This window comes from Pseudarthrobacter sp. C4D7 (assembly GCF_013359725.1).
GTDB lineage: Bacteria > Actinomycetota > Actinomycetes > Actinomycetales > Micrococcaceae > Arthrobacter.
In genome coordinates, this window is record NZ_JABFMW010000001.1 from 320,909 (window position 1) to 344,333 (window position 23,425).

Sequence of the window (23,425 nt, forward strand, 5' to 3'; positions counted from 1 at the left end):
CCCGTGCCGCCGGCCATGCTCACGCTGGCCGGCAGCGCGGGGTTCTGTCTTTGAAAGGACACAACCATGGCAAAGCAGCTTGCGTTTAACGACGCTGCCCGCCGGTCCCTTGAGGCCGGCATCGATAAGCTCGCGAACACCGTCAAGGTGACGCTCGGCCCCCGCGGCCGCAACGTCGTCCTGGACAAGAAGTGGGGTGCCCCCACCATCACGAACGACGGCGTCACCATCGCCCGCGAAGTCGAGCTGGACGACCCCTACGAGAACCTTGGCGCACAGCTGGCCAAGGAAGTAGCCACCAAGACCAACGACGTTGCCGGCGACGGCACCACCACCGCCACGGTCCTGGCACAGGCACTGGTCAAGGAAGGCCTGCGCAACGTTGCAGCCGGCGCTGCCCCGGGCCAGATCAAGCGTGGCATCGAGGTTGCGGTTGAGGCCGTGGCCGCCCGCCTGCTGGAGAACGCCCGCCCGGTCGAAGGCACCCAGGTTGCCAACGTTGCCGCCATCTCGGCGCAGAGCGACGAAATTGGCGAACTCCTCGCCGAGGCTTTCGGCAAGGTGGGCAAGGATGGCGTTATCACCATCGAAGAGTCCTCCACCACCCAGACCGAACTGGTCCTCACCGAGGGCATGCAGTTCGACAAGGGCTACCTGTCCCCATACTTCGTCACCGACGCGGAGCGCCAGGAAGCAGTCCTTGAGGACGCACTCATCCTGATCAACCAGGGCAAGATCTCCTCGATCCAGGAATTCCTGCCGCTGCTGGAAAAGGCGCTGCAGAGCTCCAAGCCGCTGTTCGTCATCGCCGAGGACGTTGACGGCGAGGCCCTGTCCACGCTGATCGTCAACCGTATCCGCGGCACCCTGAACGTCGTGGCCGTCAAGGCTCCCGGCTTCGGCGACCGCCGCAAGGCCATGCTGCAGGACATCGCCACCCTCACCGGTGCGCAGGTTGTCTCCCCGGAACTGGGCCTCAGCCTGGACTCCGTGGGCCTGGAGGTGCTGGGTACTGCCCGCCGCATCACCGTCACCAAGGACAACACCACCATCGTGGACGGCGCCGGTTCGGCCGAGGACGTCGCTGCCCGCGTGGCCCAGCTGCGTGCCGAGCTGACCCGCACCGACTCCGACTGGGACCGCGAAAAGCTCCAGGAACGCCTGGCCAAGCTGGCCGGCGGCATCGGTGTCATCAAGGTTGGCGCTGCCACCGAGGTTGAGCTCAAGGAAAAGAAGCACCGCATCGAGGACGCCGTGTCCTCCACCCGCGCTGCCCTCGAAGAAGGCATCGTGGCCGGTGGCGGCACCGCCCTCATCCACGCCCTCAAGGCACTGGACGAGGACGCCTCCGTCAAGGCCCTCGAAGGCGACGCCGCCGCAGCGGTGGGCATCGTCCGCCGCGCGCTGGTGCAGCCGCTGCGCTGGATCGCCCAGAACGCCGGCTTCGACGGCTACGTTGTGACCTCCAAGGTTGCCGACCTGGAGATCAACAACGGCTTCAACGCCAAGTCCGGCGAGTACGAGGACCTGATCGCCGCGGGCGTCATCGACCCCGTCAAGGTCACCCGTGCGGCCCTCCGCAACGCGGCCTCCATCGCCGCCCTGGTTCTCACCACCGAGACCCTGGTCGTGGAGAAGCCGGCCGAAGAGGACGAGCACGCAGGCCACAGCCACTGATCCCACAGGATCCACGTGGGCCCACTGACGGCCGCAACAGGAAACCGGTCCAGCATCCGCTGGGCCGGTTTTTTGTATGCAAGGAGACGGTGGGGACTAAGTGGCCGCCATCTCTTGGGTCACGACGCCGCCTGCAGGCTCATAAACGAGTGACACCGCGCCCTTGGGGAAGCTGCGCACCGGCTCTGCGAGGCGGAACGTTGAAGGCTGCGTTCCGGCGTCGAACAGGCGCTTTCCCTGGCCCAGGACCACGGGGTACAACCAGAGGTGCAGGCGGTCCAGCGTTCCTGCTGCAAGCAGTGACCGGATCAGGGCCCCGCTGCCGAACAGGTGCACCTGGCCGTACTCGTCCCGGAGCCTGCCCGCCGCCAAGGCATCCGGCAGCACCGTGGTTCCGGCCCAGCCAGGGTCCGTTAGGGAGCCGGACACGACGAATTTGGGAACACGGTTCAGGGCGTTGGCAATGTCACCGCTCTGGTGCGGCCAGTAGGACGCGAAGATGTCATACGTCTTCCGGCCGAGCAGCAGGGCATCCATCCGGCTGATCTCGGCCGCAATCGAGGCCCCGGATTCGTCGTCGGACACGGGTGCCTGCCAGCCGCCGAAGTCGAATGCGCCCTCGGGGTCCTCCTCCCGGCCGCCCGGTGCCTGGTAAACGCCGTCGAGGGTGATGAACAGGTTCGCCTTGATGATTCCCACGCGCCCATTCTGGGACGGCGCCGGGACCGTGTCCAGAGCCATGGCAGGATGGTGCCATGCTGCTCCTTGAGCTTGTGGACACCGCCAAAGCCGTCGCCTCAACCCGCTCCCGGCTGGCAAAGGTGGATGCCCTCGCCGGCCTGCTGCGCCGGCTGGAACCGGCGGAGATCCCGACGGCGGTGGGCCTGCTCAGTGCCAAGCCCCGCCAAGGCCGGGTGGGGGTGGGGTGGAGCGCCGTGGCCGCGGCCAAGGAAGAGCCGGCCGCGGAGCCCACCCTCACCGTGGCCGATGTGGATGCCGCGCTGGACCGGCTCCTCGCCACAGCGGGCAGCGGCTCGGGCGCGGAACGGGCTGCCATCCTCCGGACGCTCCTGGCGGCCGGCACCGAACCGGAGCAGTCATTCATCGCCGGCGTCCTGCTCGGGGAACTGCGCACGGGTGCCCTGGAAGGGGTGCTGACGGACGCCGTCGCCCGCGCCGCCGACCGGCCCGTCGATGCCGTCCGGCGTGCGGCCATGCTGTCCGGAGACCTTGGTGCGACCGCAGTCCTGGCGCTCACGGGCACCCCGGCGGAGCTTGACGCCGTCGGTCTGGTGGTGGGCCGTCCCGTGCAGCCCATGCTCGCGGCAACCGCCGGGAGCGCCGCGGCCGCCCTGGAAGCCACGGGGAAGGCTTCGGTGGAATACAAGCTCGACGGCGCCCGTATCCAGGTGCACCGCTCCGGCGACGACGTCCGCATCTACACCCGGAACCTTGCGGACGTGACGCACCGCCTGCCAGAGGTGGCGGAGCTGGTGCGCGGGCTGCCGGTGCAGGAGGTGATCCTCGATGGCGAGACCCTTGCCCTGGATGAAGAGGGCGCTCCGCGGCCCTTCCAGGAGACCATGTCCCGCTTTGGCGCCGATGCGGTCCGGGAAACCCTGCTCCACCCCTGGTTCTTCGACGTGCTTCACCTCGACGGCCGTGACCTGCTGGACGAACCGCTGGCCACCCGCATCGACATCCTGGAGCGCGTGGCCCCGGCCCACCGGATCCCGGGGGAGATCACCGCCGACCCGGCCGTGGCCGAACGCGTGTCCCAGGACGCCCTCGCCGCGGGCCACGAGGGCGTGGTGGTGAAGGCGATCGACTCGGTCTATGCAGCCGGCCGGCGCGGCTCCAATTGGGTGAAGGTGAAACCGGTACACACGTATGACCTGGTGGTCCTCGCGTGCGAATGGGGATCCGGGCGCCGCACCGGAATGCTCTCCAACCTGCACCTGGGGGCACTGGATCCCGCCGGCGAGTTTGGCGAACCCGGCGGTTACGTCATGGTGGGCAAGACCTTCAAGGGGCTCACCGATGAATTGCTGCGCTGGCAGACAGCACGGTTCCAGGAGCTTGAGGTGCGGCGCACGGCCGCTACCGTGTGGGTTGAGCCGGTCACCGTCGTTGAGATAGCGATCGACGGCGTCCAGCAGTCCCCGCGCTACCCGGGCGGGATCGCGCTGAGGTTTGCCCGCGTCAAGCGCTACCGGGACGATAAGGGCCCGGCGGAAGCGGACACCATCCAGACACTGCGCGCACTCCTGCGGCCATAACGCAGTGGGGCGGGTCAGGCGCGGCCGCGGGTCCGCTGGCGTGTCAGGCTCCGCGCCACTCCGGCCGGCAGGCTCCTGGTCACCATTCGGTAGAAGAGCAGCACCGCCACGGCGGCCACCACGATTCCCACCAGGTTGAGCAGCAGTTGGAGGGCCGAGCCGGCTGCTTTCTGGTATTCGCCCAGCACCAGGGCCACCGCCACGTACCCAGCGGCGGGCACGGTAGTGACGGAGATGAACACCCCGATCAGCGCCGCCGAACGCCGGCCAATGATGGACAGCATCCCGGCGATTCCGGCCAACACGGCAACAATCAGCGAATATGGGCCGGGGTGGTAGATGAACTCCACCGCCGAGCCCTTGTCCAGGGCATCGCGCGGGAAAAGGCCAAGGGGCACCGAAAGCCATGCCGTGAGCGCCGCCAGCAGCATGGCCACGGGGAAGCCAACGCCCAGCGCAACCGCGGCCCGGCGGCCAAGCGTCCACTTCCTGGTGGCCAGCGAGACGGCGAGGGCCGCCAGTGGACCGAACTCGGGTCCCACGGCCATGGCGCCCACAATGGCGATGGGGGAGTCCGTCACGATTCCTATCCCGGCCAGCTGGGTTGCCAGCACCAGGAAGGCGAGGAAGTTCCAGGTCAGCCGCGAGTCCTCCCCGGTTTGCCGGGTCACGTCCTCCCAGATCACCGCGTCGGCACCGTCGCCGGGCGCGGCACGCTCCGCCCGGTCGGCGTTCCTGGACAGCACCAGTTCCGGGGTGGCCATGGAAATGGACCCCACGTCCGGAACCTTCAGGACTTCGAGTTTTTCGAGAAGTTCCTCCACAGCCTCGCGTGCCACCAGGACGTCGATGACATCGCCCTGCGGCATCACGGCTGCGCCCCGGGCCACGGCAACTTCCGCCGTTCCCTGCTGGTCGCGGCAGGTCTTCACGGTGACGGCTGACAGCTCTTCAGGCACGCATATCCGCAGCTGGACAACCACGGCCCCTCCCTTCCACGACTTGGGCCAGCATAGTCCGGCCGGGACCGTTGATTAGCCGATGCAGACGCCGTTGGCTAGGCTTAATGCTTTGGCTGGCCGGCGTCCTGAGAGGTTCTTGTGTCGAAAACGGATACCCGGAAGGCACCGGAACCCGGCACCCAGACCGTGCCCCGCCACAGGAAACCCACCTTCCGCCCGGAGGTCCAGGGCCTCCGCGCGTTGGCCGTCCTGATGGTGGTGGCCTACCACGTATGGCTGGGCCGGGTCTCCGGTGGCGTGGACATTTTCCTGCTGATCTCCGCTTTCCTGCTCACCTTGTCGTTTGTCCGCAAAGCAGAATCAGGCCAGCCCTTCGGGCTGTTGGCGCACTGGCTGCACCTGTTCAAGCGCCTGCTGCCCGCCGCCGTCGTGGTGATCCTCGGAGTGCTGGCCGGCACCTGGCTGATCCTGCCGCAGGGACGCTGGCCACAGGTGCTTGACCAGGCCTGGGCGTCCCTGCTGTACAGCCAGAACTGGCTCCTGGCAGACCTGTCCGTGGACTACTACGCCCAGGACCACGCCGGAGCCAGCCCCCTGCAGCACTTCTGGTCCCTGTCCATCCAGGGGCAGGTCTTCATCCTGTGGCCCCTGGTCTTTGCCGGCGCGGCTGCCGTGCTGGCCGGGCTCCGCAGGATTCCCCGCCTGCGCTGGCTGACATACCGCGCCCTGCTGGCGGTGGTATTCGGCACGGTATTCGCAGTGTCCCTGGCCTACTCCATTGACCAGACCGCCACCAACCAGGCGTACGCCTACTTCGACACCCGCGCGCGGCTGTGGGAGTTCGCGCTGGGCTCCCTGCTGGCACTGGCGCTGCCCTATCTGCGCCCCGGGCGCGTCCTGCGCGTAGCCCTCGGCTGGGCCGGGCTGGCAGCGATGATCTCCTGTGGGCTGGTCCTGACCGTTGACCGTTCCTTCCCGGGCTACGTCGCACTGTGGCCCACGCTCGCCGCAGCCGCGATCATCGTGGCCGGACAAACCGGGAGCCGGTTCGGCGTGGACCGGCTCCTCAGCAGCCGGCCCGCCGTCGCCCTGGGAGACAACTCCTACGCCCTGTACCTGTGGCACTGGCCCGTCCTGGTGCTGGCGCTCGCCGCCACCGGCGTGGAAACACCGAACCTCAAGCAGGGTCTGGGCATCGTCGCAGCCTCCGTGGTGCTCGCTGTCCTGACCACGCGTTTCGTCGAAAAGCCGTTGCGTGACTGGCGCTGGCCCAAGCTCCGTGCCTGGCGTACCGCCGTCGTCATCATTGCCTGCGGCGCCGTCCTGGCCGGGCCCGTCGCGGTCTGGCAGACGACGCTCACCGCGGAGGAAAGCGCGACGGCGGCTCAGCCGCGCGAGCTGACGCCCGGGGCGTTGGCGCTCACGCCCGAGAATGAGAATTCACCGGCGCCGCGGGCCCGCACCATCCCCGGACCCACCGCGCTGGACAACGACTGGGCGGGAATCGACACGCCGTGCTCCGGTGCCAACGCCACCAGCGATCCCATCCTGGAGGGCTGCCGGCAGGCACTGCCGGAGGAACCGTCCACCAGGCGCATCGTGGTCCTGGGGGACTCGCATGCCCAGCAGTACCTTGCCGCCCTTGCCCCGGTAGCCGCTGCCCGCGGCTGGGAAATCGTCACGCTGCTGATGCCCGCCTGCCGGTTTGGCGCCGAATCAGACACGCGGAACGCCGAATGCAACGCCTACAACCGGGCCAGTTCCGCCTATGTCCTGGAACACCGGCCGGACGCTGTCTTCACCGTGGCATCGCTGACCCACGAGGAAGACCCCTACGAGACCGAAGTGCCCGGATACCTCGACGGCGTGCGGCTGTTCGCGGATGCGGGAATCGAAATCGTGGGGATCCGGGACAATCCGCGGTTCACCTTCAACATGCCGCAGTGCGCCCAGCGGAACGGAGCCGACGCACCGGCCTGCAACCCGTCGCTGGCCGAGTCCCTGGTGGACCCGTCGCCGCTGGAGAACTACCGCGGCAAGCTGCCTGGGCTGCATCTGATGGACATGAGCGACTTCATTTGCGCGCGCGGTGTCTGCCCTGCCGTGGTGGGAAACGTCTACGTCTATAAGGACGACAACCACCTCACCAGGACCTATGTGGAAACCATGATTCCCATGTTTGAACAGCGGCTGCTGGCCGCCACCGGCTGGAGCTGAGCCGCACCACCGGCGCGGCCGTGGGTTTGCTCACATTGCCCGCACGGAATAGGGGGATTGGCGCCGAGGTTCTAATATTTACTCAATACTTTCTGCCCCCGGAGCGCCGACCTGCGCGGTGCTCCTGCAGGATCATCTGCACAGGCCAGTTCCGTAATTACGGGCTGGTCATCGGCTGCAACCCCTACCCGTGACCCAGCAACCAAGGTAAGAGGCGCACTCATGACCGAGCCCGAACACAACCCCTTTGGCCTGATCGGCCTGACCTATGACGACGTCCTGCTCCTGCCGGGCCACACCGACGTCATTCCCTCGGAAGCCGACACGTCTTCGCGGATCTCCAAGCGCATTTCCGTGCAGACCCCGCTGCTCTCTGCCGCCATGGACACCGTGACGGAGTCCCGCATGGCCATCGCCATGGCCCGCCAAGGCGGCCTGGGCGTGGTGCACCGTAACCTGTCCATCGCTGACCAGGCCGACCAGGTGGACCGGGTCAAGCGCAGCGAGTCCGGAATGATCACCAACCCCCTGACCATCCGCCCCGAGGCAACGCTGCGCGAACTGGATGATCTTTGCGCGCATTACCGCGTCTCCGGCCTCCCCGTGGTGGATGAGGACAACCGGCTGCTGGGCATTGTCACCAACCGCGACACCCGGTTTGTGCCGGAGGCTGACTTCCCGCTGCGGCTTGTCAGCGACGTCATGACCAAGATGCCCCTGGTTACCGGGCACGTGGGCATCAGCCGCGAGGAAGCCTCGCACAAACTGGCCACGAACAAGATCGAAAAGCTTCCGCTCGTGGACGAGCAGGGCCGGCTCAAGGGCCTGATCACCACCAAGGACTTCACCAAGGCCGAGCAGTACCCACTGGCCACCAAGGACGATGAGGGCCGGCTCCGCGTGGGTGCCGCCATCGGCTTCTTCGGTGACGGCTGGGAACGCGCCATGACCCTGATCGACGCCGGTGTGGACGCACTGTTCGTGGACACCGCCAACGGCCACTCCCAGGGCGTGCTGGACATGATCCGCAGGCTGAAGTCCGATCCCGTTGCCGCCCACGTGGACATCATCGGCGGCCAGGCTGCCACCCGCGAAGGCGCCCAGGCACTGATCGACGCCGGCGCCGACGGCATCAAGGTGGGCGTTGGCCCGGGATCCATCTGCACCACCCGCGTGGTGGCCGGCGTTGGCGTCCCGCAGATCACGGCCATCTACGAATCGGCCAAGGCTGCCATCCCGGCCGGCGTGCCGCTGATCGCCGACGGCGGCCTCCAGTACTCGGGCGACATCGGCAAGGCCCTGGTGGCCGGCGCCGACACCGTCATGCTGGGCTCGCTCCTGGCCGGCTGCGACGAGTCCCCGGGCGACCTCATCTTCGTCAACGGCAAGCAGTTCAAGTCCTACCGCGGCATGGGCTCCCTGGGCGCCATGCAGTCCCGCGGCAAGAACACCTCCTACTCCAAGGACCGCTACTTCCAGGCGGACGTCTCCGGTGACGACAAGCTGATCCCCGAAGGCATCGAAGGCCGCGTGGCGTACCGTGGCCCGCTGTCCTCCGTGGCATACCAGCTGGTGGGTGGCCTGCGCCAGACCATGTTCTACACCGGCGCCCCCACCATCCCGGAACTGAAGGTCCGCGGCAAGTTCGTCCGGATCACCTCCGCCGGCCTGAAGGAATCGCACCCGCACGACATCCAGATGACCGTCGAGGCGCCGAACTACGGCTCTCGCTAGCCGGTAGCCAACACAGGCGTGCATGAAGAGGAGGCGGGGTCACCCCGCCTCCTCTTGTTTTAAACCTCCGGAGGGTGGGCACAGGCCTGAACGTCGGTGCCCACCCACACGACGCCACTGCAACCCCGAACACCACTAGAACCAACGCACTGGCCGGCGGGGCCAGGTCCGGCTACATCAGCGCCACCCAGCATTAGGCTGATTCCATGTCCCAACCGCGCCATCCGGCGGAACTGACCCCCAAACGCGACCCGCAGAAGCGCCTCGCCCTGCGCCCCTATGCCAAGGCGGTTGCGCAGGTGCTCAGGGTGAGCTTCCGTGCCTCCCCGGGCGCCGTGGTCATGAAGGTGCTCGGGTCCCTGATCTCCGCTGTGTTGCCGCTGGTCACCACTTTCTACGCGTCCCTGACCACGACGGCATTGGCGGCAGCCTATGCGGGGGACGCCGAGGCGGGGCGCCTTGCCATCCTTTACGTCATCGTTACGGCCGCGCTGGGCCTGTTCTGGGGCGCCTTCAACAGCGTGGACCGCTACATCCAGCAGCTGATGAGTTTCAAAGTAGGCGCCATCGTGGGGGACCAGATGTATGAGCGCTTCCTGTCCCTGGAATTCTGGCGCTACGACGACAAAGAAACCGTGGACCTCTATGACCGCGCCAAACGGTTCTCCGACTCCTATGCCCGCGTGCTGGACAGGATTGCCGCGATTTTTACCCAGCTGGTCTCGGTCGTCCTGGCTGTGGGCGCGCTGCTGCTGGTCAGCTGGTGGATCGCCGTCATCGTCCTGGTGGCCATCGTGCCCAGCGTCTACCTGCAGTTCAAGCTGTCGAGGGAACAGATTGCGCACTGGAACACGCAGGTGGACTCCCGCCGCCAGCGCCGCATGATTGAAACCAACCTCCTCCGCCCCCAGCACATCGCCGAGATGCGGCTGTACGGCATCGTTGGCTTCCTGATGGATTTGCGGTCCCGCCTCCGGGACGCCGACGAACGGCGGCGGCTTGATTACCAGCGCCGATACATCCCCAAGCAGCTCGCCGCAGACGCACTGCAGTACGGCGCGGAAGTGGTGTCATTGATCTGGGTGGTGGGCCAGATCATCGCCCGGGCGGCCCCGGTGGGCCAGTTCCTCTACGTCCAGCAGATCGTCAGCCGTGCCCTCTCCACGGCCAACAACCTGGTGTCCTCGCTCAGTTCCATTGATGAAGACCTGGCCAACCTGAAGGACTACGAGCTGTTCATGGCCATGCCCGTGCACTCCGAGCATGCCCCACCCCTCCAGGAGGCCCCACGGGAAGTGGAACTGAAAGACATCCGCTTCACGTACACCGGCAGCGACATCGAAGTCATCAGGGGCATCAGCCTGACCATCCGACAGGGACAGCACATCGCCATCGTGGGGGAAAACGGCGCAGGCAAGTCCACGCTGATCCGGATCCTCGCCGGGCTGTACCGGCCTGATTCGGGACAGGTGCTGCTCGACGGCGTGGACCTCGCCGCCGTCGACGTCACCTCATGGCACCGACACCTGGCCGTGCTCAGCCAGGAATTCCTGAAGTACGAGTTCGCCACGGCGGCCGAGAACATCTACTTCGGTGACGTCGACTCACCTCGGGACGATTCCCGCGTCCGCAAGGCTGCCGCCGACGCCGAGGCGCTCGACTTCATCAACAAACTGCCCAACGGCCTGGACAACCACGTCAGCAACTGGATGGAAGATCCACGCGGCCGGAAGGGCAGCGGTTTGTCCGGTGGCCAGTGGCAGCGCCTGGCCATGGCAAGAAACTTCTACCGGGACGCGTCCTTCATGGTGATGGATGAACCCACGTCCGCCATTGATGCCCTCGCCGAGCACCGCATCTTCACCCGCCTGTTCGCGGACCGCAGCAGCACCATCATCGCCATCAGCCACCGGCTCGCCACCATCGAGAAGGCGGATGTTGTCTACATGCTGGAGGACGGCCGCATCGTGGAGCAGGGCACGCACAAGGAACTGGTTGCCCTGCGCGGCAGGTACTACCGGATGTTCGAGTCGCAGCTGACCGTGGAGGAGCCGTCGGAAACCTAGGTTTCCCTCACCGTGGTGCGCACCTTCGCCACGCTGGGCCGTGGCGGGACGCTGCTGAACCCGAACGTCACGGCGGGTTGGATCGGGGCCAGGGTGCCGGCGTCGGAGCCTTCCCAGCTGACGACGGCGGAGGTTATGTGGTGGAGGTCGGTCACCCCGTAAAACTCCGCCCTTCCACTTCCGGCAGTTCCATACGTTTGGGCACCGGGTGCTGCGAGGGAAGCGACTGGATTGACCGCAGCGAGCCACCGGGGATGGACGGCGACGCGCCGGGGCACTGCCCGCAGCGCTGTTCCCAGCAAGGTCCTGGCTCCCGTGACCGCCCGGACTGCCAGCGGGCCGGCGTCGACATGCAACAGCCCGTCCGCCAACCGTGCCCGGACATCCGCCACGCGCACCTCGTCGAAGCTGTACGTGGCTGCGATGAAACCGGCGACGTCGGCTGTGGGTGCCAGCAGCACGCGATGCCCGGACGGTTGCTGCACCATCACGTCGGCGAACGATCCAAAGGGGGACTCCTGCCACACGCCCACCACGGCGCGCAGCCCGGAGGCAGTGCCGATGCCGGCGATGTGCCCGTCGAAAATCCAGTCTCTGCCCATCACGCCACTGTAGCGGGGAGCGTCCGCCTCACAGCGGCCCGTACGCCGCGTTGCCATGGGGGTCGCGCCAGCCGGCCAGGTCCTCCTCGACTGCCCTCCGAAGCCCTGGGTTGTTCTGCACCCGCAGGCGGAACGACTGCCGGGCCCGGCCCATGACCGTGGCCGGGACGATGATGCACGCGGTCAGGAGGGCCAGCGTCAGTACGTAGCTACCCACCAGGACGGTGACCTCACCGGCGCCCTTCGAAGCGGCAGAGGGCAGGGTGGGAAAAAGGAACGCGCCGACAATGGCCGCCAGGAACGACACCATGCCGATGCCTCCGCGGGCAGATCCGGGGCCACGGGTGATCAGGACCTTGTCGGTCTTGGGCAGGATGGATCGGACCCGATTCCACCCGAAGAGGCCCAACAGCGTGAGGACGGCACCCAGCGGGACAAGGATGAGCGCTGTCGCGGGGTTCCCCGACAAGACGGAGAAGAACGCGCCCGCCAGGGCCAGGACCGGTCCGCCGGCGATCGCCCCGCTCCAGCCGGCAGCCAGGGCGCCTTGGTCATCCGCCAGCTGGCGCAGCCGGGACGGGGCCTCCGGTGGGCTGACCCGGGCCAGTTCGGGGGAAAGCCAATGGTCCAGCGGGTGGACAGGTGCGTCGGCGGGAAAAGGAATGGAATGCGTCATAAGGGAGGGAAACCCAATCGTGAAGTCCGGTCACGGGAGCAATCACGTAAATGCCCCTGGCCAAGGCTACGCGCCAGCTTCGCACCGCCGCCACGGGCAGGGCTGCATGTCGGGACCCGGCCCAGGCAAAGCCACCGAAGCCACTGGGATAACCTAGAGCAGTGACTTATGAGATCGAGATCGGCCGTGGCAAGCGTGGGCGTCGTGCCTACTCCCTGGATGACATTGCAATCGTCCCCAACCGTCGTACCCGCGACCCCAAGGACGTCTCCGTCTCGTGGCAGATTGACGCCTACCAGTTCGACATGCCCGTGATCGCAGCTCCGATGGACTCGGCCATGTCTCCAGCCACCGCCATTGCCCTTGGCAAGCTGGGCGGCCTTGGCGTCCTGGACCTGGAAGGCCTCTGGACCCGGTATGAGGATCCGCAGGCAGTCCTTGACGAAATTGCGGCCCTGGAGGACGAGACCAACAGCCCCGCCGTGACCGGACGGATGCAGGAGCTGTACCGGGCACCCATCCAGCCTGAACTCATCACCTCCCGCCTGGCGGAAATCCGCGAGGCCGGGGTCACCGTGGCCGGGTCCCTGACCCCGCAGCGCACCCAGGAGCACTACAAAACGGTGCTGGCGGCCGGCGTCGACATCTTCGTCATCCGCGGCACCACTGTCTCTGCCGAGCACGTTTCCAAGGACCACGAACCGCTGAACCTCAAGCAGTTCATCTACGAACTCGACGTCCCCGTCATCGTCGGCGGTGCGGCCGGCTACACCCCCGCCCTGCACCTCATGCGCACCGGCGCGGCCGGCGTCCTGGTGGGCTTCGGCGGCGGCGCCACCACCACCACCCGCCGCGCACTGGGCATCCACTCGCCCATGGCCTCCGCCATTTCCGACGTCGCCGCGGCCCGCCGCGACTACATGGACGAGTCCGGCGGCCGGTACGTCCACGTGATTGCCGACGGCGGCATGGGAACCTCCGGTGACATCGTCAAGGCGATCGCCATGGGCGCCGACGCCGTCATGCTGGGCAGCGCCCTGGCCAGGGCAGAAGAAGCACCCGGCAAGGGCTGGCACTGGGGCCAGGAGGCCCACCACACGGAACTGCCGCGCGGCGACCGCGCCAATGTTGGCACCGTCGGCCCGCTGGAGGAAGTCCTCTTCGGACCAGGCCACCACACCAACGGCACATCCAACCTCATTGGCGCCCTGCGCCGTTCCATGGCCACCACGGGTTATTCGGACCTGAAGGAATTCCAGCGGGTCGACGTCGTGGTTTCGCCGTACGCGGGTAACTGACCTGCCGGGGCAGGGCGGGACGGCCGGCGCCGGCCCGCCCTGCCCAAAGCACGCCACGAGCAAGTAGTGTGGGTTTACTACCGGCACTAGAGGCACTGGAGGCGTTCAATGAAGAGTGTTCCTGTAAACGGCGGGGTCCTTGGCCCCGAGGCCAGGGAAGCATCCATCCAGCGGCTGCGCGCCACGACGGAACCCGGCCAGGAACTGGACATCCTGATTGTGGGCGGCGGCATCGTCGGCACGGGGGCGGCGCTTGACGCCGTGACCCGGGGCTTGAGCGTTGGCATCGTCGAGGCCAGCGACTGGGCGGCAGGCACGTCGTCACGCTCTTCCAAACTCATCCACGGCGGCTTGCGCTACCTGGAAATGCTCGACTTCGCCCTGGTCAAGGAGGCACTGCAGGAACGCGGTCTGCTCCTCTCCGAGATTGCCCCCCACCTGGCCCGGCCGGTGCCATTCCTGTATCCGCTCACCAAGCCGTTTATCGAACGCCCCTACGTGGGCGCCGGCATCGCCCTCTATGACGCCATGTCAGTCTCCGCCGGCCACAGCCGCGGCGTCCCGTTCCACAAGCACCTCAGCCGCCGGGGAACCCTCCGGGCCGCCCCCAGCCTCAAGAACGACGCCTTCGTAGGGTCCATCCGGTACTACGACGGCCAGGTGGATGACGCCAAGTACTGCGCCAACCTGATTCGCACCGCCGCGTACTACGGCGCCCATGCCCTGAACCAGATGAAGGTGGTGGATTTCCTCCGCGAAGGCGAACGCGTGGTGGGCGCCAAGGTGGAAAACCGCGAGGACGGGACGCAGTTCAACGTCCGCGCCAAGCAGGTCATCAACGCCACCGGAGTGTGGACCGACGAAACCCAGGCCATGGTGACCGACCGCGGCCAGCTCAAGGTCCGCGCCTCCAAGGGCATCCACCTGGTGGTTCCCCGCGACCGCTTCCAGTCCACGGTGGGCCTGATCCTGCGCACCGAGAAGTCAGTGCTGTTCGTCATCCCCTGGGGACGGCACTGGATCATCGGCACCACCGATACCGACTGGCACCTGGACAAAGCCCACCCCGCCGCTTCCAGCAAGGACATCGACTACGTCCTGGAACACGTCAACCAGGTGCTCAAGCGGCCCCTCACCCGGGAAGACGTCGAAGGCGTCTACGCGGGGCTCCGCCCGCTGCTGGCAGGCGAAAACGACTCCACCGCAAAGCTGTCCCGCGAGCACGTGGTGGCGCATCCCGTCCCCGGGCTGGTGGTCGTGGCAGGGGGGAAGTGGACCACCTACCGGGTCATGGCCAAGGACGCCGTGGATGAGGCCACCCGCACCATGGACGAACGCGTCCCGCCAAGCTGCACCGAAACCATCCCGCTCCTGGGTGCCAGCGGCTTCCGGGCCGCCTGGAACCGCCGCAACCGCACCGCCGAGGAATCCGGGGTCCACGTGGCACGGATCGAGCACCTGCTCAACCGGTACGGATCCATGACTCCCGAGGTCCTGGACATCATCAAGCAGAACCCGGAGCTGGCAGAGCCGCTTCCCGGCGCGGACGACTACCTGCAGGCCGAAGCCGTCTACGCCGCAAGCCATGAGGGTGCCCGCCATGTCCAGGACGTCCTGACCCGGCGCACAAGGATTTCCATCGAAGCCTGGGACCGCGGCGTGTCCGCCGCCCCGGTTGTCGCTAAACTAATGGGTGACGTCCTTGGCTGGAGTGACACGCAGCGTGAAAACGAAGTCCGCCACTACCTTGCCCGCGTGGAGGCCGAACGCCTTAGCCAGCAACAGCCGGACGACGAATCCGCAGACGCCGCCCGCCTGGGCGCGGAAGATATCGTGCCCTTGCGTTGAGGGGCCGTTTGCCCCACTGCTGACCGAAGGGAAACGCCTTGGCGGAACCACTGGACCCGTATGACGCCCACCTGACCACCGCTGACATGGTGATCCTGGAAATGGAGGCGAAGGACAAGACCGACGCCACCAACCAGTTGGCAGAGCGGCTCCACGCTGCCGGGCGCATCTCGGATCTTGACGGGTTCATGAAGAACGTGAACGCCCGGGAGCACCAGCTGGCCACAGGTCTCCCGGGCGGCGTCGGGCTGCCGCACGCGCGCAGCGAATTCGTCTCCCAGACCTCCATCGCGGTCGGTATCACCAAATATGGCCACGCCCTGGACTTTGGGGCCGCCGACGGGCCGGCCACCGTCATCCTGCTGATCGCCACCCCGGCGAGCTCTTTCTCCGACCACCTTGAGGTCCTGGCTACCCTGGCCCGGTCGCTGTCCAAGGAATCATTCCGGGAATCGCTGCGGCGCGCCTACGACGCCGAAGTGATTGCCGAGCTCATCAACTCTAGCCTGGTGTTCTTCGACCACTAGTCAGGTACCCGGGATGGACTCCATGACCGGGAACCACGGCGTTTAGTTGTTCTACAGAAGTACGAAGTACGGTTAAGACGTGTGGAAAACAGCCCTTAAGCCCCGATGGATCGCAGGCTTTATTTTTGCGATCGCGCTCTCCGGGGTCTTCGTGCTGCTAAGCCAGTGGCAGTTCGGCCGCTCCACCCAACCCGAGGTTCCGGTCAATCCCGCCACCGAACAGGTCCAGCCGCTCACCAGTACGCTGCAGCCGGGCGAATTCTTCCGCGGCAGTGTCGCGGACCAGATGGTCACGGCCCGGGGAACATACAGTCCCGACAAGCAGGTCCTGGTTCCGCGCAGGCTCCATGACGGAAAAGCCGGCTACTGGGTCGTTTCTGCCTTCGCGGTGGACGGTGCGCCGGTTCTGGCCGGAGCAGGCGCCTCACCCCAGACCTGGATCCCCGTGGCCCGCGGCTGGGTGTCGCAGCCCGGCGATGCGGCAGCACCGCCGTCGGGCCCTGTGGAACTGACCGGGCGGCTGCTGCCGTCCGAAGCGCCGGTAGCCGGCAAGGCAGCCAAAGCCGGTGAGGCTACGGCCGTCTCAGTGGCGGAACTCATCAACTACTGGGAAGTCAGCAGCTACCCCGGCTTCGTATCCGCCACTGCGGAAGTGGTGGGCGGCCAGGACGTCAGTGCCGCAGCCATACCCGGCAAGCTCCTGCCCCTGGACATCGGCCCGCAGCCGCCGGCGCAGCAGATCAACTGGCTCAACCTGTTCTATTCCATCGAGTGGGTTGTCTTCGCCGGGTTCGCCCTCTTCATCTGGTGGCGGTTGGTCAAGGACGACTACCACCGGGACCTCGAGGAGGCGCTTGACGACGCCGACAGTGACGGCGGCGACGGCCATGACGGACAGCCCCAGCCTCCACAGCAGGCCGAACACGAGCACACTGACCAGCACCAGCAGCCTGACCAGCACCAGCAGCCTGACCAGCACCAGCAGAAGGTACAGCCATGATTGATCCGAAACCGGCCACCCCCTCACAGGCATCGGGCAAGACCTCCGGGAAGAAACGGCGCTTCGGCGGCACTGAGGCCCAGATCCGGTCTGCCTTGAAGTTTTACAAGGTGATGGCGTACCTCACCGGCACCATGCTCCTTCTGTTGTGCGCTGAACTCGTGGCACGGTACGGCTTCGGGCAGTACCTGTTCGCCGGCGGGACCAACGCAGTGACCGGCCAGCCGTTCGGCCTGGGCTTCGCCGACGCGGAACCGCCGGGCGTGCTCAACGGCATGAACGTCTCCGTAACGGTCCTGATCGTGCACGGCTGGATGTACGTGGTCTACCTGATTTCCAACTTCCGGCTGTGGTCCCTGATGCGCTGGCCGTTCCTGAAACTCGTGCTGCTGGCACTGGGCGGGGTGGTGCCGTTCCTGTCCTTCATCGTCGAGAAGAAATTCCACGCCGAGGTTGAGGCCGAGCTGGTCGCCAACCCGCAGGCCCCCCAGCGCTACTGAACGCTGGGCCGGGCCTGGTGCCGGCGCGGCCACCCGCCGTCGAACGTCTGGTGCGTCACAGCGCGGCGTCTCAAGGTGCGCCGGTGCAAGGGCTCAAAGTAGGCTAGTGGGGTGACTACTCCCACTGCATCCCAGACTTCCCAGAAGCCGGTGCTGGTTGTTGACTATGGAGCCCAGTACGCGCAGCTGATTGCCCGCCGCGTGAGGGAAGCGAATGTGTATTCGGAAGTGGTTCCGCATACGTACTCCACCGAGCAGCTCCTGGCCAAGAACCCCGCCGCGATCATCCTGTCCGGCGGACCTTCCAGCGTTTATGCCGACGGCGCCCCCAGCGTGGGTGCCGACCTCTTCGAGGCAGGCGTCCCCGTCTTTGGCATTTGCTACGGGTTCCAGGCCATGGCCAACGCCCTGGGCGGCAAGGTGGACAAGACCGGCCTGCGGGAGTACGGATCCACGGAAACCACCATCCTCGGTGACGGCCGCTCGGTGCTTGAAGGCATGCCCCAGCACCAGAAGACCTGGATGAGCCACGGCGACTCCGTGCACGAAGCACCTGCCGGGTTCGACGTCCTCGCCACCACGGCGGGCGCCGAGGTGGCGGCATTCGCCAACGAGGAAAAGGGCCTCTTCGGCGTGCAGTGGCACCCCGAAGTCAAGCACTCCGCCTACGGCCAGCAGGTACTGGAAAATTTCCTGTTCAAGGGCGCCAAGCTGGAACCCAATTGGACCACCGGCAACATCCTCGAAGAGCAGGTGGAACGCATCCGCCAGCAGGTGGGGGATGCCCGCGTCATCTGCGGCCTCTCCGGCGGCGTGGATTCCGCCGTGGCGGCAGCACTGGTCCAGCGCGCCGTGGGCGATCAGCTCACCTGCGTGTTCGTTGACCACGGACTGCTGCGTGAAGGCGAAGCCGAGCAGGTTGAACGTGATTTCGTGGCGGCCACCGGCGTGAAGCTGTACGTTGCCAACGAACAGGAGCGCTTCCTGTCCGCTCTGGCCGGCGTCAGTGACCCCGAGACCAAGCGCAAGATCATCGGCCGGGAATTCATCCGCGCCTTCGAAGAAGCCGAGCTGGCCATCATTGCCGAGGCCGCAGCCCACGGTGAGAAGATCAAGTTCCTGGTCCAGGGCACCCTCTACCCGGACGTCGTCGAATCCGGCGGCGGCGAAGGTGCGGCCAACATCAAGAGCCACCACAACGTGGGCGGCCTCCCGGAGGACCTGCAGTTTGAGCTTGTTGAGCCGCTGCGGGCACTGTTCAAGGACGAGGTCCGTGCCGTGGGCGCCCAGCTGGGCCTGCCCCAGGAAATCGTCGGCCGGCAGCCGTTCCCGGGCCCCGGCCTGGGCATCCGGATCGTTGGCGAGGTCACCAAGGAGCGGCTGGACCTGCTGCGCAAGGCAGATGCCATCGCCCGTGCAGAGCTGACAGCCGCCGGCCTGGACAACGAGGTGTGGCAGATGCCCGTGGTCCTGCTCGCGGACGTTCGCAGCGTCGGCGTCATGGGCGATGGCCGCACCTACGGCCACCCCATCGTGCTCCGCCCGGTGTCCTCGGAAGACGCCATGACGGCCGACTGGTCGCGGTTGCCCTACGACCTGCTGGCACGGATTTCCAACCGGATTACCAACGAGGTGGACGGCGTCAACCGGGTGGTGCTGGACGTCACCAGCAAGCCGCCGGGAACCATCGAGTGGGAATAGCATCCTAGTGGCCGGCCTCCTTCAACGGGGGCCGGCCGCTGCTTTTTCCCAGCCAATTACTCCGCAATTTCGGGTGCCCCAGTGTTGCGGTCGCTCAAGTCCGGCGCCGAAGCAGCTACTCTCGAAAGTATGCCGGTTTGGTCCAGGACGTCACGTGCAAGCGCAGAAAAGAAGGCAGAAGTGTCAGTTGGTCAAGGCCACCCGGAAGGCTCGGAAGAGCTTCGTAAATGGCTGTCCGGGCTCAAACCCGTCACCGGCGCGGACACCATGCTGCGCTTCACCAAGACGCCCGAAGGTTCCATCGACCTCACCTCGGCGCACCCCTCGGGCCTGGCCCAGCTCATGGCTGGGCGCCGCACACGGCTGTCCACGCTGATCCGTGACCGCCAGCAATATGTGGTGGCTGCCAGGGCGTCGCGCAACATCCGCTCCAAGATCTTCGAGCTCGCCAACGACCGTGGCATCGACGCCGGGTACCTGTCAGCGGGCACCGTGGTGTGGACATCTGCTGTTGGCGGCAAGCCCCAGCGCGTATCCGCGCCGGTCATGCTCACCGCCATTTCCCTCACGGTGCGCCCGGGGGAGGACGACTTCGAACTGCAGCTCACCGAGCAGGCGCAAATCAACCCCGCCCTGGTGCGGCACCTGAAGAACATCCACGGAATCGTCTTCGACGTCAACGCCGTCACCCGCCTGGCCTACAGCACCGCCCGGTTCGATCCGCAGCCCGTCCTGGACCGCCTGGCCACCCTGATCCGGCCCATCCATGGCGCTGAAACCCAGCACAACCTGCTGGTCTCCACCTTTGCAGACCTTTCCGGGAACCTTGACGATCCCTGGATCAACGACTCCCACCCCATCGTCTCCGCGCTGGCCACAGCCGCCGGCGGCGAGGTGGTGGAGGTCCAGGATCCGGACCCGGCCCGCTTCCCGCACCTGGATGAGAGGGACCCCAAGGACGAGCTGCTGCTGCTGGACGCTGACACGGACCAGCAGTACGTGGTCGATGCCGCCCGGGCCGGGGACTCGCTGGTGGTCAGCAGCCCGCCGGGTACCGGCCAGACCCAGACCGCCATCAACACCATCGGCGCCTTGGTGGATGCCGGCAAGACCGTCCTGGTGGTGGGCGATCGCCGCGCCAGCCTGAACGAGGTGTCCGGCCACCTGGAGTCGCTGGGGCTTGAGTCCATCCTTTTCCAGCTGACGGGCAACGTCACAGCGCAGCAGCTGAAGGGCCAGCTGGTCCGGGCAATCGTGCGCAATGAGAAGTCCCTGGAACCGCAGTTGGGGAACCTCCACACCACCCTGACCGAACACCGGCACGCCCTCATGGACCACGTGGCATCGCTGCACAACGTCCGTGAACGCTGGGGCTGCTCGCCGTACCAGGCCATGCAGTCGCTGGCCGAACTCACCTCCATCCACCCCGCCCCGGCCACCACCGTCCGGCTCAAGCGGAGCGTCCTGGACAATATCCGGGACCGGGAAGAGCTGGCCGGGAGGCTCCGGCGGGCCGCCGAACTGGGCAGCTTCAGCCAGGCCGCCACCACCAGCCCCTGGCACGGCGCCAGGCTGCTGACGCGCAAGGAGACGGAGGAAGCCCAGGACCTGGTCCGCTCCGTGGCGAAGAGCCTTCCCGCCCTGCGCGCCCGGATGGACGCTGTTGCCGAACATGCCGAAATCCGCTTGGGCGGATCCTTCGCTGAGTGGGGTGAGCAGCTGGAGTTGCTGGTTGCCGTCCGCGGCAGCCTGGACAAGTTCACCCCGGACATCTTCGACCGGCCCGTGACGGACCTGATCTCAGCCACCGCGCCGTCGTCCTGGCGGCGTGAGCGCGGCATTGAGCTGACCGCCATGCAGCGCTCCAGGCTGCGCCGGGTGGCCAAGGAATACGTCCGCCCGGGCGTCCACATCGCGGACCTGCACTCGTCCCTGGTGCTGGTCCAGGAACAGCGCGCCCTGTGGGCTGGCTATGCCACCACCCAGCGCCATCCCGCCGTGCCCTCCGGGCTGGCCGAGATGAACGCCATGTACCGGTCCCTGGACCAGGAGCTGGCACAGCTGGGAGAAGCGCTGCGGCATACCGCGGACGGCGGGGATCTCGCCACCGTTCCGTACGCTCAGCTGATGGACCGGCTGGAACGCCTGGTGGCGGACACCGACACGCTCAAGACCCTGCCCGAGCGCACGCTGCTCATCGAGAACATGCGCGAACACGGCCTGGGTGAGCTCCTGGCCGACCTCGCCGACCGGGAGGTTCCGGAAGGATCCGTCGCCGCGGAGCTGGACCTGGCGTGGTGGCAGTCCGCGCTGGAGGCGATGATCAGCGGCGACGATTACCTGGCCATGTCCGACGGTGACGCCCTTCGCCAGCTGGAGGCCGAGTACCGGCTGGCGGACAATGCACACATCGCCAGCGGCGCCGCCCGCCTGCGGTGGGATCTCGCCGAGCGGTGGCGCACGGCCATTGCAGCCCAGCCACGCCAGGCTGACCTCCTGCGCAGCCTGCTCAAGGACGGCCGGGTCTCATTGGCTTCCCTCACCGCGCAGGCGCCCGAGCTGATCGGCACTCTGGTTCCCGTCTGGTCGGTCAGCCCCTACCTGATGACGGGCCTGCTTCCCGCCGAACAGCACTTTGACGCCGTGGTCATCCTTGATGCCGAGGCCACATCCCTGCAGGCCGTCCTGCCGTCGATTGCCCGCGCGCGCCAGGTCATTGCCTTCGGTGACCCGCGCATTGCCACCCCCCGGACCTTCACTGTGGGAGTTGAACGGCTTGCACCCGGTGAGTCGGCACACCACCGCGTCGAGAGTGCATACACCGCACTGTCCGCCGTGCTGCCCGTATGGCGGCTCAACGTGGTGTACCGCGCGGTGGACGAGGACCTGGTACTGCAGCTCAGCAAGAACTTCTACGACGGCGGACTGCGCCGGCTGCCGGAGGGCCAGTCCGCGACAGGCCTGGACCGGTCCCTGCTGGTGGAGTACTTGCCGGACGGCACCGGCCTGCCCAGTGCCGATCACGAGGGCGTCGAGTCTGTGGTGGCCGAGGTCAACCGGGTGGTGGAGCTGGTGTTTGAGCACGCCCGCCTGCGTCCCCGGACCTCCTTGGCGGTGGTCACTGCCAGCCTTCGGCACGCCGCCAGGATCGGTGAGTCCATCAGGCTGCAGCTCTCCAACCAGCCAGGGCTGGCCGGCTTCTTTGGCGCCGGCCCGGAGTCCTTCCGCGTGGTGGACCTGGAACGCGCCCAGGGCCTGGTCCGTGATCACGTCATCTTCTCGCCTGGATTCGGACGGACCCCGCACGGCCGTGCGCTGCACAACTTCGGGCCGCTGTCTGCTGACGGCGGCCGGGAGAAGTTCGCCCTGGCCATGACCCGTGCCCGCCGCTCCCTGCACGTGCTCACGTGCTTCCGCCCCGAGGACCTGGACCACACCCGCCTCACCCATGGGGCCGTGGACCTCTACGCTCTGCTGGACCGGGAGCTCTCCGGCAACACGGATCTGGGTACCCCCGCGTCCCGGGCCGCTGCCAGCGAACAGGCTCTCGGAGCGGACCCTCTGGTGGCTGACCTCGGGGACAGGCTGCGTGCCCGCGGCGCCAGGGTCTGGCACCAATACGACGGCGCCATCGATGTGGTTGCTGCTGCCGATCCGTTGAACACCATGGGCCAGGACGACTCCGACATTCCACGGCCCGTCGCCATCGAGTCCGATGGCACTGCGCAATACCGCACCATGAGCGTGCGGGAACGCAGCAGGCTGCGGCCGCAACTGCTGGAACGCCTGGGCTGGCGGTACATGCCGCTGTGGACCATCGAAGTGTTCACGGATCCCTCCTCCTGCGCAGACCGCATTGCCGGTTACCTGGGCCTGGAGAAGATGGTGCTGCCCGGCAGGTCCAGCCACTCCGCCGGCTTCCTTGACGACGACGTTGACCAGGCGCTCAATGGAATCGGCGCCGCACCCGCTGCCGGGGCTTCCTACCAGCACGGTACCTCCGGCACGGAAAAGGACGCTGACGGTGAAAGCCAGGAGGCGGAGCCCGTGACCCAGGATGAGGAGCCTGCAGAAGACAGGCGCGAGGATGAAGCCCACGAGGAAGACATGACCCAGGACGAGACCAAGAGCGGCCCGACGGAGACTGCCGGTGGCAGCGATGTGTCCGAAGCGGCTCCGACATCTGCTTCGGCATCCCGAACGGCTGCCGCCGGCGCCGGTGGCATCCTGCCGAGCAAGGCCGCCGAGGATGATGCCCGCACCTGGGGTGACCGGGAAGACGACCACGATGCGTGGCTGAAGGAACAGAAGCCCCCGCACTGGGGCTGACCGGCGGCT

General features: G+C 67.0%; 16 protein-coding genes. 12 read left to right on the forward strand and 4 right to left on the reverse strand.

Annotated elements, in window-relative coordinates:
* Positions 1-66 precede the first annotated feature (66 nt).
* Positions 67-1,677 carry a chaperonin GroEL gene (groL, locus tag HNO81_RS01570; protein ID WP_175316365.1) on the forward strand — a complete coding sequence of 537 codons (1,611 nt, stop codon included), beginning with the start codon at positions 67-69 and terminating at the stop codon, positions 1,675-1,677.
* Positions 1,678-1,773: 96 nt separating this feature from the next.
* Here groL and HNO81_RS01575 read toward each other — a convergent pair whose 3' ends face one another.
* Positions 1,774-2,376, reverse strand: coding sequence for a dihydrofolate reductase family protein (locus HNO81_RS01575; protein ID WP_175316366.1), 603 nt, complete (start codon positions 2,374-2,376; stop codon positions 1,774-1,776).
* Between the two features lie 56 nt (positions 2,377-2,432).
* Here HNO81_RS01575 and HNO81_RS01580 point away from each other — a divergent pair, with 56 nt between their 5' ends.
* Positions 2,433-3,956: an ATP-dependent DNA ligase gene (locus tag HNO81_RS01580; protein WP_175316367.1), complete on the forward strand. Its 1,524-nt coding sequence runs from the start codon at positions 2,433-2,435 to the stop codon at positions 3,954-3,956.
* A gap of 14 nt (positions 3,957-3,970) precedes the next feature.
* Here the strand turns inward: HNO81_RS01580 and HNO81_RS01585 are convergent, their stop codons facing one another.
* Positions 3,971-4,939 (reverse strand): DUF389 domain-containing protein, encoded by a 969-nt coding sequence (locus tag HNO81_RS01585; protein WP_175316368.1) that lies wholly within the window; start codon positions 4,937-4,939, stop codon positions 3,971-3,973.
* Between the two features lie 165 nt (positions 4,940-5,104).
* On the opposite strand from HNO81_RS01585, the gene HNO81_RS01590 reads away from it, so the two are divergent.
* From HNO81_RS01590 to HNO81_RS01600, 3 genes are all read left to right on the forward strand, one after another.
* Positions 5,105-7,135 (forward strand): SGNH hydrolase domain-containing protein, encoded by a 2,031-nt coding sequence (locus tag HNO81_RS01590; protein WP_175316451.1) that lies wholly within the window; start codon positions 5,105-5,107, stop codon positions 7,133-7,135.
* A 222-nt stretch (positions 7,136-7,357) separates the two neighbouring features.
* The gene (gene guaB, locus HNO81_RS01595) at positions 7,358-8,869 is read left to right on the forward strand and encodes an IMP dehydrogenase (protein WP_175316369.1); all 1,512 of its coding nucleotides are present in this window, start codon (positions 7,358-7,360) and stop codon (positions 8,867-8,869) included.
* A 206-nt stretch (positions 8,870-9,075) separates the two neighbouring features.
* Entirely contained in the window at positions 9,076-10,935 is a 1,860-nt protein-coding gene (locus HNO81_RS01600; protein ID WP_175316370.1) for an ABC transporter ATP-binding protein, read from the forward strand.
* On the opposite strand, the gene HNO81_RS01605 is transcribed toward HNO81_RS01600, so the two are convergent.
* Positions 10,932-11,537 (reverse strand): hypothetical protein, encoded by a 606-nt coding sequence (locus HNO81_RS01605; RefSeq protein WP_175316371.1) that lies wholly within the window; start codon positions 11,535-11,537, stop codon positions 10,932-10,934. The genes HNO81_RS01600 and HNO81_RS01605 overlap by 4 nt on opposite strands.
* Before the next feature lie 28 nt (positions 11,538-11,565).
* Positions 11,566-12,213, reverse strand: a complete 648-nt coding sequence (locus tag HNO81_RS01610; RefSeq protein ID WP_175316372.1) for a hypothetical protein — start codon at positions 12,211-12,213, stop codon at positions 11,566-11,568.
* Positions 12,214-12,374: 161 nt separating this feature from the next.
* On the opposite strand from HNO81_RS01610, the gene HNO81_RS01615 reads away from it, so the two are divergent.
* The 7 genes from HNO81_RS01615 (at position 12,375) to HNO81_RS01645 (ending at position 23,416) form a co-directional block, all read left to right on the forward strand.
* Positions 12,375-13,511 carry a GuaB3 family IMP dehydrogenase-related protein gene (locus HNO81_RS01615; RefSeq protein ID WP_175316373.1) on the forward strand — a complete coding sequence of 379 codons (1,137 nt, stop codon included), beginning with the start codon at positions 12,375-12,377 and terminating at the stop codon, positions 13,509-13,511.
* A gap of 108 nt (positions 13,512-13,619) precedes the next feature.
* Positions 13,620-15,359 carry a glycerol-3-phosphate dehydrogenase/oxidase gene (locus tag HNO81_RS01620; protein ID WP_175316374.1) on the forward strand — a complete coding sequence of 580 codons (1,740 nt, stop codon included), beginning with the start codon at positions 13,620-13,622 and terminating at the stop codon, positions 15,357-15,359.
* Between the two features lie 38 nt (positions 15,360-15,397).
* Positions 15,398-15,886: a PTS sugar transporter subunit IIA gene (locus HNO81_RS01625; protein ID WP_175316375.1), complete on the forward strand. Its 489-nt coding sequence runs from the start codon at positions 15,398-15,400 to the stop codon at positions 15,884-15,886.
* 79 nt (positions 15,887-15,965) lie between these two features.
* On the forward strand, positions 15,966-16,886 hold the full coding sequence (locus tag HNO81_RS01630) for an SURF1 family protein (protein WP_175316376.1): 921 nt from the start codon (positions 15,966-15,968) through the stop codon (positions 16,884-16,886).
* Positions 16,883-17,386 carry a DUF3817 domain-containing protein gene (locus tag HNO81_RS01635; protein ID WP_175316377.1) on the forward strand — a complete coding sequence of 168 codons (504 nt, stop codon included), beginning with the start codon at positions 16,883-16,885 and terminating at the stop codon, positions 17,384-17,386. Before HNO81_RS01630 ends, HNO81_RS01635 begins: the two co-directional genes overlap by 4 nt.
* A gap of 111 nt (positions 17,387-17,497) precedes the next feature.
* Entirely contained in the window at positions 17,498-19,087 is a 1,590-nt protein-coding gene (gene guaA / locus HNO81_RS01640) for a glutamine-hydrolyzing GMP synthase (RefSeq protein ID WP_175316378.1), read from the forward strand.
* 129 nt (positions 19,088-19,216) lie between these two features.
* Positions 19,217-23,416 carry a DUF4011 domain-containing protein gene (locus HNO81_RS01645; protein WP_175316379.1) on the forward strand — a complete coding sequence of 1,400 codons (4,200 nt, stop codon included), beginning with the start codon at positions 19,217-19,219 and terminating at the stop codon, positions 23,414-23,416.
* The last annotated feature ends 9 nt before the right edge of the window (positions 23,417-23,425 follow it).

Excerpts from the sequence above, each read along its gene's own strand:
- HNO81_RS01610 (WP_175316372.1), bottom strand. The coding sequence starts at position 12,213 with ATGACGCATTCCATTCCTTTTCCCGCCGACGCACCTGTCCACCCGCTG.
- HNO81_RS01635 (WP_175316377.1), top strand. The coding sequence starts at position 16,883 with ATGATTGATCCGAAACCGGCCACCCCCTCACAGGCATCGGGCAAGACC.
- HNO81_RS01580 (WP_175316367.1), top strand. The coding sequence starts at position 2,433 with ATGCTGCTCCTTGAGCTTGTGGACACCGCCAAAGCCGTCGCCTCAACC.
- HNO81_RS01620 (WP_175316374.1), top strand. The coding sequence starts at position 13,620 with ATGAAGAGTGTTCCTGTAAACGGCGGGGTCCTTGGCCCCGAGGCCAGG.
- HNO81_RS01600 (WP_175316370.1), top strand. The coding sequence starts at position 9,076 with ATGTCCCAACCGCGCCATCCGGCGGAACTGACCCCCAAACGCGACCCG.
- HNO81_RS01645 (WP_175316379.1), top strand. The coding sequence starts at position 19,217 with ATGCCGGTTTGGTCCAGGACGTCACGTGCAAGCGCAGAAAAGAAGGCA.
- guaB (WP_175316369.1), top strand. The coding sequence starts at position 7,358 with ATGACCGAGCCCGAACACAACCCCTTTGGCCTGATCGGCCTGACCTAT.
- groL (WP_175316365.1), top strand. The coding sequence starts at position 67 with ATGGCAAAGCAGCTTGCGTTTAACGACGCTGCCCGCCGGTCCCTTGAG.
- HNO81_RS01605 (WP_175316371.1), bottom strand. The coding sequence starts at position 11,537 with ATGGGCAGAGACTGGATTTTCGACGGGCACATCGCCGGCATCGGCACT.